This window comes from Rectinema subterraneum (genome assembly GCA_009768935.1).
GTDB lineage: Bacteria > Spirochaetota > Spirochaetia > Treponematales > Rectinemataceae > Rectinema > Rectinema subterraneum.
The window spans coordinates 85,780-99,212 of the sequence record WESA01000003.1 but is presented as its reverse complement, the minus strand read 5'-3'; the positions used below and the strand labels follow the sequence as shown (position 1 = coordinate 99,212).

Annotated in this window: 12 protein-coding genes and 1 pseudogene; all 13 read right to left on the bottom strand. The window is 50.3% G+C overall.

The features are described 5' to 3' along the window. Positions 1–10: 10 nt before the first annotated feature. A complete protein-coding gene (locus tag GAP13_RS02000) occupies positions 11–1,267 on the bottom strand; it encodes an LptF/LptG family permease (protein WP_158905662.1) in 1,257 nt (418 codons plus the stop codon). A 1-nt stretch (position 1,268) separates the two neighbouring features. Further along, positions 1,269–1,724, bottom strand: coding sequence for a dUTP diphosphatase (gene dut / locus GAP13_RS01995; RefSeq protein WP_158905660.1), 456 nt, complete (start codon positions 1,722–1,724; stop codon positions 1,269–1,271). Next, positions 1,717–3,021 (bottom strand): M16 family metallopeptidase, encoded by a 1,305-nt coding sequence (locus GAP13_RS01990; RefSeq protein ID WP_158905658.1) that lies wholly within the window; start codon positions 3,019–3,021, stop codon positions 1,717–1,719. Before GAP13_RS01990 ends, dut begins: the two co-directional genes overlap by 8 nt. A 12-nt stretch (positions 3,022–3,033) precedes the next feature. Next, positions 3,034–5,214, bottom strand: coding sequence for a polyribonucleotide nucleotidyltransferase (gene pnp, locus GAP13_RS01985; RefSeq protein WP_158905656.1), 2,181 nt, complete (start codon positions 5,212–5,214; stop codon positions 3,034–3,036). A 68-nt stretch (positions 5,215–5,282) separates the two neighbouring features. Next, the gene (rpsO, locus tag GAP13_RS01980; protein ID WP_158905654.1) at positions 5,283–5,552 is read right to left on the bottom strand and encodes a 30S ribosomal protein S15; all 270 of its coding nucleotides are present in this window, start codon (positions 5,550–5,552) and stop codon (positions 5,283–5,285) included. Next, positions 5,543–6,334 (bottom strand): FAD synthetase family protein, encoded by a 792-nt coding sequence (locus GAP13_RS01975; protein WP_158905652.1) that lies wholly within the window; start codon positions 6,332–6,334, stop codon positions 5,543–5,545. Before GAP13_RS01975 ends, rpsO begins: the two co-directional genes overlap by 10 nt. Then, positions 6,331–7,263: a tRNA pseudouridine(55) synthase TruB gene (gene truB / locus GAP13_RS01970; protein ID WP_158905650.1), complete on the bottom strand. Its 933-nt coding sequence runs from the start codon at positions 7,261–7,263 to the stop codon at positions 6,331–6,333. Before truB ends, GAP13_RS01975 begins: the two co-directional genes overlap by 4 nt. Then, positions 7,263–7,613, bottom strand: a complete 351-nt coding sequence (gene rbfA / locus GAP13_RS01965) for a 30S ribosome-binding factor RbfA (RefSeq protein ID WP_158905648.1) — start codon at positions 7,611–7,613, stop codon at positions 7,263–7,265. Before rbfA ends, truB begins: the two co-directional genes overlap by 1 nt. Next, positions 7,585–10,455, bottom strand: a complete 2,871-nt coding sequence (infB, locus tag GAP13_RS01960) for a translation initiation factor IF-2 (RefSeq protein ID WP_158905646.1) — start codon at positions 10,453–10,455, stop codon at positions 7,585–7,587. The genes rbfA and infB overlap by 29 nt, the downstream gene beginning before the upstream one ends. Positions 10,456–10,464: 9 nt before the next feature. Next, positions 10,465–11,901 (bottom strand): transcription termination factor NusA, encoded by a 1,437-nt coding sequence (gene nusA / locus GAP13_RS01955; RefSeq protein WP_158905644.1) that lies wholly within the window; start codon positions 11,899–11,901, stop codon positions 10,465–10,467. Then, positions 11,891–12,352, bottom strand: coding sequence for an LSm family protein (locus GAP13_RS01950; protein WP_158905642.1), 462 nt, complete (start codon positions 12,350–12,352; stop codon positions 11,891–11,893). Before GAP13_RS01950 ends, nusA begins: the two co-directional genes overlap by 11 nt. 344 nt (positions 12,353–12,696) lie before the next feature. Further along, on the bottom strand, positions 12,697–13,185 hold the full coding sequence (locus tag GAP13_RS01945; protein ID WP_158905640.1) for a ComF family protein: 489 nt from the start codon (positions 13,183–13,185) through the stop codon (positions 12,697–12,699). A gap of 30 nt (positions 13,186–13,215) precedes the next feature. Then, a pseudogene (locus GAP13_RS13285) lies at positions 13,216–13,413 on the bottom strand (double zinc ribbon domain-containing protein); the annotation flags it as partial. Between the last annotated feature and the right edge of the window lie 20 nt (positions 13,414–13,433).

Here is a 13,433-nt window from a genome sequence, read left to right as displayed (position 1 = left end):
AGTTCCTCGTTCATAGGAAGTGCCCTGTGAAAATTTTTCTGGAAATCCAGATGAGGCAGGCTGCAGCAAACATGACAAAGTTCGGCATCCACATCGAAAGCGCTGGGTCGAACCCTTGCCTGTATCCAAAAGTCTGCCCGGCAAACAATAAAGCCCAATAGATGACAGCCAGCAGCAGCGCAAGACCGAATCCGGCAGTTCGCCCTGCCCTCCTCGAGCCGATTCCGAGCGGAAAGGCAAGAAATGCAAAGAAAAAACATGCTGATGGTATGACAAACTTTTTCTGGTACTCCAGCCGGTAAATCTGCAAAGAAGTGTCTTCTGTTTTCTGGCTGGCGAGTGATTTGAAAGAAGCAAGTGCCGACGAAGCAGCGCTGCTTTGCGCATAGCTGAGACGGAGCCTGTCCAGCGCAGTCGCTTTCTGCGATTCTTTTTCTCTCAGCCTTGAAGCAAGCCGTGATTCCTTTTCCCTTATCTGGCGAGCTAGAGAAGCGATAGACATCTCTGATGGAGCTGTGCTGCTATAGCTCGGTATCTGCTCTCTGATCTGGATTCGTATGTCGCCCTGGCGGGCGGTTGTCATGGAAAAGTCCCCCGGCTCTCCGCCAGGGAGCTTCTTTTCTTCGGTTATGTTGTTCATTTTGAGTATCGCATCCATTGAATCCTGGGAGAATTCGATACTCACATCATCTGCGGTGACAACATTCGCATCCGCCCCCTGTTTCTGGTCTACAATCAGCAGATTTTGAATCAGTGCGGCATTGGAAGCGCCAGTAACAAGCAATTTATCGCCATATTTCGAAATCGTATAAGGAGACAGCTCGACTTTTGCGGATTTTCTGATGAGCTCAGCATATACGGTTTTGAAGCCGTTCGCAGCCCTGGGGATGAACCAGTCGTTCGCATAGAACGATCCGACTGCTATTCCGAGGCCGACGATTAAAAAGGGTATATAGATCCACAGCGGCCGAATGCCGAGCGTCGAGGAAGCCAGAAATTCATTATCAGCATGCTGACGCGAAGAAGTCATGAGCGTCGCGGCCAGAACCGAAAATGGAACAGTAATTGCAATAATTGTCGGCAGTGAATAGAAAAGGAGCTTTGCGACCGATACCAGATCAGCCCCTCGCGACAGGATGTCTTCCGCAAAAAGCAGCACTTGATTGATCAAGAATACGATAAAAAAAAAGAAAAACGCTGCCAAGAAAGAGAGCATCATTTCGGAGAACATCATACGCCAGAAGGTAAGGGGCGGCTTTTCTTTCATCCTACAATCCCGTCGAACCAAAACCACCCGTCCCTCTTCCGGTCTCATCGAGATGTGCCACTTGAGAAAATCTGGCCCGACTGCAAGGAGCGATGACCAGCTGGGCAATACGATCGCCATTCGTTACGGTAAAGGGTTTGTCTCCAAGATTGATGAGCAGAACTTGTATTTCCCCGCGATAATCGGCGTCTATTGTGCCTGGTGTATTGAGGCATGACACACCGTGCTTGAATGCAAGGCCCGAGCGCGGGCGCACCTGAGCTTCGTACCCTTCCGGAAGAGCAATTCTTACCCCTGTTGGAATCAGCGCCCTCGCAAAGGGCTGTATGACAACTGGCTCTGAGAGCGAGGCACAGAGATCAGCTCCCGCGGATTGCGCTGTCGCATAGTTGGGCATCTGCGCATTGCCTGAAAGAGAAATGGACACCTCTATCTGCTTTGCGAAAGAATCACTCATGCTCCAGATATCCCCGCTTCAAAAGTTCTTTTTCTTTTGCAGTTCCAAATACAAAGCGCGCACGGTTCAAAGAACCGAAATCCGATGCTGCACTGCAGACTTCATCGTACTCGATTGATTGCACGAGAGCAAGTTCCTGTTCTATTCCTTCTGTTGTTCCATGCGCAAAATAGCTTCGTGCCATGCGGCGCTGGCGAAAATCAGTATCTTCCGAAGCAAGCTGCAATAGCCCCGCAACTCTGCTGCGCGCATCTTCGAACTCCATGGCACTTGGATATCCCTTTGATAGCTTCTTGACTTCGTCATCAAGTACATCCAGAGCCCGCGTCAATTGCTTTCCGCCTGTCTGCAGATGAATAATCCATAGCGCTTCGAGGGTCTCGGTTTCGAACGACGAAAATACGGTATAGCACAACCCTTCCTTCTCTCTCAATGACTGGAAAAGGCGGGAGATGGTCGAACCTCCAATAATTTCGTTCATGAGGGCATTCAGCAGATAGCGGCGCACATTTTGCGGAGGGGGCACCTGCATGCACTGAATCACATACGAGAGCGAAGCATGATTCTTTTCATACGCGGAAAATATATGTGGCACCGCTGAAACAGGTGCGATAATTTCGCAGTTTTCAGCGGCCAGCCCAATCGTGCCGAAAAGCTTCTGCCTCAACGATGTTATGCGCGTAAGCTCAGCTTCGACAAACCTTGCCGCTTCGTTCTCGTCTATCGCTCCTGCAATACTGATGAATGATATTTCTGGCTTGAATTGTTCAAGATAAAACGAAAAGAGCTTCTCTCTCGAGATCGTTTGAATGTCTGCAAGCTCTCCGGCTATTGGCAGACCGATCGGCTGGTCTTTCCAAAAAAGCCGGAAAAAATGCTCATGCGCCAATTCTTCCGGATCGTCTTCAGTCTGGAGTATCTCGGAGAGTATGACTATCTTTTCCTTTTCGAATTCATCTTCAGGGAAAATCGAGAGAAATGCCATTTCGAGAAGAGTTGTGCAGGCATATTTCCACTCTTTTGCCGGGATTGTGCAATGAAAGCACGTTGTGGATCGCTCGGTAAACGCGTTGACAAAGCCTCCGGTGCGCTCGAAAGTCCGTGCAAGCGCCTGGGCGTTTTTACTAATGGTCCCCTTGAATACCATGTGCTCAATAAAATGAAAAAAGCCTCTGTTTTGAGGCTTCTCGTTTCTCGAGCCGTACGGCAGCCACAAGCCTATCGAGACGCTGGATGCATTCGGCATAGAATCGGCAGCAAGCATGGTGCCAGCTGCCGACTTCAATAGAAGAGGCATATTGTACGCAAATTACCTGTCGCGGTGGAAATCTCTCCGCGAAGGCCTGGAGTCGCGCGGGCGATCTGATGATCTTGAATCGCTGCGCGCAGGGCGTTCGCGAGCTTCCCCGTTTTCGTCGAGCGAATCGATCGCAGCAAGATTCAAACGGCCCAGGTGGTCGATTTCCATGAGCTTCACCTGAATTGTGTCACCTTCTTTAAGAATGTCGGACACCTTTTCCACGTGGCCTTTGGCAAGTCGTGAAATATGGCACAATCCTTCGCGGCCAGGGATGATTTCAATAAACGCACCAAAGTCCATAATTCGCTTGACGGTTCCAGTGTAAATCTTTCCGACTTCCGGTTCTTCGACCATGCCAAGAATCGCGTCGCGCGCATTGAAGGCAGATTTCTGATCCTTGCCATATACAGTGACTGATCCATCTTCTTCGATGTTGATCTGTACATCGTATTTTTCGGAAAGGGCTTTGATGTTCTTTCCCGATGGCCCGATTACAAGGCCTATTTTTTCGGGATCAATCCGTGCACTGATTACCTGGGGCGCAAAGGGAGAGATTTCGCTCTGCGGTGCAGAGATCGTCTTTTCCATAATCGAAAGAATATGAAGCCTTCCCCGTCTGGCCTGTTCGAGCGCCTTGCGAAGAATTTCAGTCGAAACGCTGGATATCTTGATATCCATCTGGAATCCGGTGATGCCCTCTTTTGTTCCTGCTACTTTGAAGTCCATATCGCCGAGGTGATCTTCATCACCAAGAATGTCAGACAAGACTGCATAGCGTGTTTCATCGGTGATCAAGCCCATTGCAATACCTGCTACCGGCTTGGCGACCGGAACTCCTGCATGCATGAGCGACATCGAAGAAGAACAGACGGTCGCCATAGAAGAAGAACCATTCGATTCAAGAACTTCTGCGACAACACGGACGGTATAAGGAAATTTGTCTTTGGGCGGCAGCATGGGCTCTATAGCGCGGCGTGCCAGGTCTCCATGGCCGATCTCGCGCCTGCCGGTGCCAAGCCTTCCCACCTCGCCCACCGAGAATGGAGGGAAATTATAATGCAGCATGAATCGCTCGCGGCGGTCGCCTTCGATGTCATCAAAAATCTGCTCATCGAATACAGTGCCAAGCGTTGTAACAGCAAGAACCTGCGTTTCTCCCCGGGTAAAAATTGCGGATCCATGCGTTCTCGGCAGAACCCCGACTTCACAAGTGATAGGACGAATATCCTCAAGACCACGGCCGTCGACGCGAAGCTGCTTGTCGAGAATCGAGGAACGCAAGATTTCATATTGCAGGTCATCCATCAATTTGGAAAAAAGCTTGGCCTGAATATCATCGGTAAGCGCATCCTTGAATTTATCCTTGACAGCTGCGATGGCCTGTGCAACTGCTTTTGCCCGCTCCTGCTTCACCTTGGTGAATAGCGCTTTTGAAAGCAACTCGTGCGCATATGCTCGGATTTCTTCTTTGTTGTTGAGCTCGACCTGCAGCGGCGCAAGCGGGAGTTTTTCTTTTCCAGCAAGATGCTTTAGCTCTTCGATGGTAGCGCAGATCCTGGCTATGGGTTCTTTTGCGGTTTCGATGGCTTCGATCATTTCTTCTTCGGAAGCTTCATGCGAGCCACCTTCGACCATAGTGATGCCCTTGGCCGTCCCTGCAACGACAATCTCCAGCTTGGCATGCTCTATCTGCTCGTAGGTTGGATTGACAATGTACTTGCCATCGACCAGCGCAACGCGCACGCATCCTATAGGGCCTTCAAAAGGGATATCCGAAATATGCACAGCAGCGCTCGCTGCATTCGCTGCGATTACATCGGGCGGATTGATCTGATCCGCAGAAATGCAAGTCGGAACGACCTGGATTTCCCGCCCGAATTCCTTGTGGAAAAGGGGACGCATCGGCCTGTCAATAATGCGGGAAACAAGTATTTCTCTGTCTTTGGGCCGTGTTTCCCTCTTGATGAAGCCTCCGGGAATTTTCCCGGCTGCATAATATTTTTCCGAATATTCAACGGTTAGCGGTACAAAGTCCAACCCTTCTGTAGGGGTCGAAGAACAGCATGCCGTTGCGATTATCGCACTGCCGCCATATGTGGCGAACACTGCTCCATTGGCCTGTTTGGCCATCCGTCCGGTTTCGAAAACCAGGGTTTCGTTACCGATTTGACATTCCAGTTTGTTGATCATTCCTTTCCTTCTCTGATGTTCGAATATCCGGAATCCGCGGCGGACGCATGGCGCCGCGGAAATTGGATTCATTTCCGGATCTGCAGTTTTTCCACAATTTCACGATATGATTCGAGATTGGTTCTTTGCAGGTATTTCAGGAGCTTGCGGCGCTGGCCGACAAGCTTGAGTAGCCCACGTCTCGAGTTCGTGTCTTTTTTGTGCGTCTTGAAGTGCTCTGTAAGATATGAGATCCGCGAAGATATGAGCGCAATCTGGGTTTCGATTGCACCAGTATTCTTTGGGTCTTTGCCGTACTCGAGCACTACCTGGGCCTTGTCTTCTTTGCTCAAAGCCATACTAAATTCTCCTTCTCCTGAGTTGCCGTATCAACGAATGCGAATCGGACTACTTCCGATTGCATGCGCAATCCAAATTTCAAGTTCCGATGGTCAATTTCCACCCTGCAATACTGCATCGCTCCACCATCGTTGGCGATACCCTCATACTCACCATCGGGCGGCAGAAGCAGATCATCTTCTGCTACCATGACACCAGGTTCAGCGCCTCGCTGGACAATGATCTGATAGGGTCTGCCAAGCATATCGGCAGCTTCCTCCAGTCTTCCTTCCTGGACCGCATGGCGTATTCTGCTTGAACTTACCGGATGCCCACGATACATCACATTCTTTACGATTGCGGGTCGCAGCCCGATTTCCTCGCTCAATACTTCAAGCTTTACTGCATTGGTGTCAAGCCTGTGGCCAAACTGGAAATTCTCTCCGACCGCTACAAATCGCACATTCGCAACATACAGCGCCGCAAGGAATTCCCTTCCCGAAAGTGTAGCGAATTTGCCAGAAAAGTCAATCAGCACGCAATACTCAATGCCCGAAGCTTCGATGGCGGACAGTTTCTGCTCTGTCGTGAGAAGACTTCCGCGATAACTTGCCGGATGAAGTATTTTTTTGGGATTTTCGCGGAAGGTAATCACGCAAGGTTTTAGTTGGGGTGCCTCTTTCCTTACTGTCTCGATGAGAGCTTGATGGCCCAGATGAAGGCCGTCGAACACTCCGACTGTCGCAGCTATCCTGGCGTGAGGAACATTTTCCAGAAAATCTTGCCACGTAAGGACTTTCATTCTTTCGCCTCATCTGCTGCCATAACCTTGACAGCCCATCCGCTTTCGCTTTTCTGCACAATGCCGAGAAATGCATCGCTCTGCGAAAAAAGAGCAAGAGGGCTATCTGCAAGTGATCTTCCAGCAAAGAGGTCCAAAGCTTTTCCTCTTGATTCGATCGCTGATAAAGGCAAATCCGACCCGTGCAGAAAGCGGTCAAAATATGCTGGATTCAGCAATCCCGCGCCCAATCCCAGTGAGATCGCAACCTCGGATGTAAAATGCATCATGGTCTTGGCTGAACACATATCAGGACGCAACGCAGCATCGACAGCAAAAGGACCAATACGCGTTCTTCGCAGGGATTTTACAAAAGCGCGAGAGCCACAGGCCTGCGCAATATCTCTTGCAAGGGCGCGGATATATGTGCCGGATGAACAGCGAATGCTAAAATGGGCTTCTTCTCCGTCATATGAATGCATCCTAAGAGCTTCGATCATAACTGGTCGAGGCGCAAGATCAGGTGTTTCGCCATCTCGCGCAATCTTGTATGATCTTTTTCCGCCGATATGAACTGCGCTGTATGACGGGGGAATCTGAAGAATATCTCCCTGAAACCGAGGAATCGCTTGTTCGAGCATATCTTTGCTTGGCAGCTCAGCATGCCCAATTATCCTGCCAAGCGGGTCAAGCGTGTCTGTTTCTTCTCCGAAACGGAAAACAGCTTCATATTCTTTGGTTTGATGCATAAACCATGGCGTAAGACGAGTGCATTTGCCTGTAAGCACGATAAGCAGTCCTGATGCGAACGAATCAAGCGTCCCCGCATGCCCGAATTTCACATTCAGAGTTGGGTAGGCTTTGCTAAATGCTCGCTTGATTTCCTGAAGCACTCTATTGGAAGTCGGCCCGGCAGGCTTGTCGACGAGAAAAAAACCGCTGCAAGACATTACTTGAGCAAATCCTTTAGCTTTTCGGATATTTCAAAGCCTTCTTTGATACCGCGGTCCGGGAAAAAAGTCAGTACAGGGGTGAGCCGCAATCTAACTCGCTTTGCTAGGAGAGCCTGGATGAAGCCCGCGGCATGGGAAAGGCCTGTTATCGCTTCATCAAGCCTGCTTTCCTCATCCTCCAGGCTGCTGACCCATACCTTAGCATGCGAACCATCCTGGGCTGCTTCGACCCTGGTCACCGAAAGAAAACTGTTCACTCGCGGGTCTTTTATTTCGCCAAAGGTAATCATCCGTGAAATTTCTTCGCGGATGAGTTCCTCAAGACGACGCCTTCGTATCTGATCCATTGTTGTTTCCTGATTCAAGGGTCCTGGCAACCTCAACCGTCTCGTAGAACTCGAGAATATCACCTTCCTGCAAATCGTTGCAGTTTTCTATTCCTATACCGCATTCGTAACCAGCGGCAACTTCTTTGACATCGTCCTTGAAACGCTTGAGAGATGAGAGGCTGCCCTGGAAAATTTCGATATTGTCCCGAATGACGCGCACCTGGCAATTCCGCTTGACAATACCTTCGGTGACCTGGCAGCCTGCGACAATGCCCACTTTTGGGACCCTGAAGATACTGCGGACTTCGGCCTTTCCGACTTCTTGCTCCTTGAGTTCCGGCGCAAGGAGCCCTTCCATCGCCAGTTTGATCTCTTCCTGGGCGCGATAGATGATATTGTATTTGCGGACATCGACTTTTTCGCGCTCGGCGAGCTGTTTGGCGCTGGGAGTCGGGCGGACGTTGAAACCGATGATTATCGCGTTCGAAGCAGAAGCCATCATGACATCGTCTTCGGTAATGGCGCCGGCAGCTGCGCGGATCACATTGAGGTGTACTTCGCTTGTCGAGAGTTTTTCCAGCATGCCTTTGAGCGCTTCGACGCTGCCATGAACGTCGCCTTTTATAATTACCTTGAGCTCTTTGATTTCGCCCTGACTGATAGTCTCGTAAAGGTTATCAAGGGTTACTTTCTTGACGTTGCGGCCTTCTTCGTATTTCTTGAGTTCCTGTCTCTTTGCGGAAATCTGGCGGGCAAACTTTTCATCCTCAACGGCCTCGAATGGATCTCCAGCTTCAGGCATGCCTTCAAATCCGAGGACTTCAACTGGCATGGCGGGGGTGGCCTCTTCTACTCTCTGGCCTTTGTCATCGAAAAGTGCTCTCACTTTTCCCGGATAGATTCCGGCGACGAACGGATCTCCTATGCGAAGTGTTCCATTCTGAATCATGATGCTCGATACGATACCGCGCCCTTGATCGATGCGCGATTCAATAACTTTCCCTTCCGCAAGCCTATCGAAATTTGCCTTTAAATCGAGCATTTCAGCCTGCAGCAGAATAGCGTCAAAGAGCTCGGGAATGCCTTTCTTCTGAAGCGCCGAGACTTCAACGAATTGCGTCGTTCCGCCCCATTCTTCGGGGATAAGGCCAAGTTCGGAAAGCTGGGTTTTTACTCTGTCAGGATTGGCTTCTGGCAAATCGATCTTGTTGATGGCAACGATGATAGGAACATCGGCAGCCTTGGCATGGTCGATGGCTTCTTTTGTCTGGGGCATTACACCTTCGACTGCAGAAACCACAAGAATAACAATATCAGTAAGGTTCGCGCCTCGCGCACGCATTTTTGTGAACGCAGCGTGGCCTGGCGTGTCGAGGAACGATATCTTCCCTCGCGGAGTATCGACCATATATGCGCCGATATGCTGCGTAATGCCGCCAAACTCCTGCGACACGACATCGGTTTTCCGTATCGCATCAAGAAGCTTGGTTTTTCCGTGGTCGACATGTCCCATGACCGTAACGATAGGGGGGCGTGGTTTTAGTTCTTCAGGCTTGTCAGCTGCTTTTTCGATTACCGTTTCGTCATAGAGACTTACTACCCTGACTTCGCATCCATATTCCGCTGCCAGGATCGCTGCAGTATCAGCATCGATTTTCTGATTGATCGTCGCCATGACACCGAGCGACATGAGCTTGCTTATCAGATCGGCTGGCTTGAGATTCATTTTTTTGGCCAAATCTGAAATGCTGATATTTTCCATTATATCGACGGATTTAGGAACGGCAGCAAGCTTAGCTTCGGCCTTTTTCTTGAGCTGGATCTGCTTTTCGAGTTCGATTTCTTCTTCGCGTTTGCCGAAGGTGCCTTTCTTTTTTGCTGGCTGACGGCGCGTGGAGGGACGGTTTTCACCCGCGGGTGCAGGAGCTGGACGAGCGCCGTATCCGCCAGAGCCCCCTGGCCGGGAACCGCCATAGCCGCCGGCACCTGAAGGCCGCGAACCAGCATAACCGCCGGGGCGAGAGCCTGGCTGCTGGCCCGATCTCGCTGAGGGATATCCCCTGTTTGCTCCACCCGGAGCGCCTGGATATTGAGAACTGCCTGGGTATTGAGAGCCACCCGAAGGCCGTGGACCCCGGTTATACGCAGAAGGACTGCCCTGCCCCGGCCTAGTCTGCGTCGATGGATAAGACCTTGATGGCTGCTGGCCATATGATGTTCTGGTTGGATATGTTCCTGCAGGGGGCCGGGACTCATTCCTGTCCTGGTTATATCGTGAAGTGGGCGCGGGGCGTCCCTGAGCGAGATTTCCTGCGCGGCCATCAGAGGAATAGCGCCTTTGCGGATTATATGAAGAGTCGGGCCGATGGCTCTGCTGGCTTGGCGATGTGTGTGCGGGAGACCTTGGGGCGTCTGGCTTTGTTTCCGCTGCCTTCTTTTCTGCCGACGACTCTTCACTCTTTCCGGAAGATTCTTGAGTGGCTAGCGATGCGACAGCTCCAGCGCTTACTCCCGGTTCTTGTCCTTTGTGCGAAGCTATGTGAGCCGAGGATTCTGGGGTTGGTCTGGCAATTTCCAGTTTTGCATGCGCTTCGACCTGTGCGGAAGCTGAAGCTGCGGGTTCTTTATTCGTTTCTTCCTGAGCGCCGCCTTGGGCGCTACCTGCAGGAGATATGACTTTTGCTTGGACCTTTTTTGCAGTCACCACTTTCTTCTTGACCACGACTACCACTTTTTTCTTTTCGGTGCCCTGGTCAGGTTGAGGCGCTGCAACTGGCTCAATCGGCTGCTCCTGAGAGGCTTGCTTTGCTTGTTTTATCAAATGGACTTTCTTCGGGTCTTTGTCTGTGCTATCTGTCATATCGTTCCTTTATTCATCCCGCCCTTCGTCAACCTCAAAGCTCAACGCCACTCCACATGACGGGCAATGATCCATATCCATTGTAATGGGTGCTCCGCATTCTGGACAGGAGTACGCTTCTGTTTCCTCTTCTTCCGCTTCTTCCTGGACTATCTCTACATTCTCTTCAATGATCTCGCGGATACGTGCAAGGTCTTCGGCAGCTATGGAGGTGCGCTGCGGCATTTCGCTTTCCTCCGCCTCCAGGAACTGCTCTATAGACTGAATTCCCGCACTTTCGAGTGCCAAAATCCATTCAGGCTTCATGCCCGGCAGGTCCTTGAGCAGAAGCTCTTCTCCCTGCTCCTCTTCAGCGCTGAACAGACTGTCTGCGGCTTTCTTGAGCTCGACATTTCTCGAATCCTGAAGATACTGCTCTTCCGTCATTACGTCGATATTCCAGTCACAGAGCCGATTCGCAAGCTTGACATTCTGGCCGGATTTGCCAATGGCAATGGACAGCTCATGCTCTTCGACGACAGCCAATGCCATGTGGCGAGCATCGTCGACTATATATACTTCTTTTATTTGCGCAGGTGCAAGAGCATTTCGGATGAACTCTTTCGGATTGATGTCATAACGAATAAAATCGATTTTCTCACCTTCGAGCTCCTGACTGATGAGCTGGCTGCGCATTCCTTTCGGCCCTACGCAGGCACCTACGGGGTCTATATCGGTCCGCTTGGTGTAGACAGCAACTTTTGTCCTGTAGCCAGGTTCGCGGACAATTTTGAAGATTTCGATTGTCTTGTCGTATATCTCCGGAATTTCAAGTTCGAGCAGTTTTCTCACGAATTCGGCATGTGTTCGCGAAAGCACAACCTGAAAGCCGGTTTTTGTCTTTTCAACTTCGACGATGAGTGCTTTGATGCGGTCGCCGACATGATAGGATTCGCGCGGTGATTGGTATTTCCGCGGGAAAATGCCTTCCACTTTTCCGAGATCGACAAAAATGGTTCCATTTCGCTCGCGCTGGTAATATCCGATGATGATTTCACCAACCTTCGATTTAAATTCGGCATACAAGGTGTCTCGAGAAATGTCCCTCAAGCTTTGCCGAGCCGTCTGCTTTGCAAGCATAACTGACTGAAAATCGAATTCCGAGGGATCAACAGGGATTTCGAGAATATCGCCAATTTCTGCTTCTTCAGCGAGCTTTCTGGCTTCCTCAAGAGGAATTTCCAGCACTTCGTCCTCAAAATCATCGTCCGAGACTATTGTCTTTTTTGCATAGATCTCGATTCCTTCATAATTCTCTTTGAACCGGATTATTGCATTCTCGGAAGTTCCGAATTTTTTCTTGTAGGCTGCAAGAATCGAGTCTTCAAGTGTCTTGATAATGAGCTCTTCCGGAATTCCCTTTTCAGAGATCAGCTGTCGAATTGCTTCTGCCATTTCAGATGCCATGAGTTTTCTCTCCCTCATGCGATGAATCAAGCTTCGCTTTCTGAATAGAAGCGATTGGTATATCAACTACTGTTTCGTTCATTTCGATTTGAACGACTCCTTTTCCAAAATTTACGAGGCGTCCTTTGCGCCATTCAGGCACATCCGATGTCAGGATCATTATGTAGCTGCCTGTAAACGCCTGCCATTCGCGTTCGGTCCGGATAATTCGGTCGATGCCCGGGCTGAAAACCTCTATATATGGTTCCTGATCACCCAAACGCATTTGCACACGCGGCAGAATCAAGCGATGCGCCTTCGCGCACTCATCGGTGCCTGTTCCTTCCCTGCTGTAAATCACTGCTCTCACATGAGTTTTGCCTCTATGGCGTGTCACCGAGAATTCCAGCAGATCAAGCCCAGCAGCGCGCAACAGGTCGTCGATCTCTTTTTCAAGTTCTTTTCCGTTCATTTCCACCATCCAAATGCAATGCATCCATGTTTGAGCTGCACCGGGCTTGCTGCCGTGCCTTCTTTTTATGATGTGCTTCGATGTCAATGATTATGCAAGCCGGAAGGAAGCGCATTTCGGCAGTTGCTCTCGCGGAGCGATCTGCCGGGCAGGCACGGTTGCAACACACAAAGCCCTATCGCAACCGGTATGATTCCCGCCTTTCGGGGGAATAAAAAAAGAGCCGCTCTCACGACTCTTCCCGCATGCCGCAAAAAAGAATCACTCAAACTTTATTTTGATTGTAGTATAGAGTTTTTCATGATGTTCGTCAAGATTCGGAACAGCAAGAGCAAACAGAACACTCAATCCGCTGCAAGTACTATCGCTCCAAGAATAGTCGTACCCTTTCCTGCAAGTATTTCTGCGCACGCATCGAGCGTCGATCCCGTCGTGCACACATCATCCAAGAGCAAGGCCTTTTCGGGGATATCCATGGATCCTGCACGAAGCATATATGACTGATAGGCATTTTTCAGACGATCGGCACGCGCGAGCGTTTTCTGCTCCGCACCACCTTTCCGCCTTACTAGCCCTTTCCAGATTCTGTATCCATAGCGCGAAAGATAATTTGCGAGTATGCCCACCTGGTCAAACTTGCCTGCCCATATCTTCTCCGGGCGAGGCGGAACAGGAACTATTGCAATATCGCTGCTTGTTTCCGCAAACAAGGGCACCATTTCCGCGAGCCGAAGCGAAAAATACTTTGCGAGCGAAGCGCGTTCCTCGATTTTGTAACATTGCACAAGCCGAGCAGCGTTTCCTTTATAAGCAAAAACAGGCAAAATGTGCATGAGAATATACTGTTCATTTTTGCACTGCGCGCAAAGCCCTTGCTCGCTTATAAGCGGTCGTCCGCATCGTTCGCAGCGCAGCCCACCTATACACTCAAGCGTTTTTTCGCATGAGGTACAGAGCGGGGCTGGCCACCAAGGAGATTTGCTGACAAGACTGCCGCACAGCACACAGCGAACCGGAAAGATCGCGTCAACACAATCGGCAACACAATGAAAAAAGCGCATACCCATTAGGTTGACGCGCT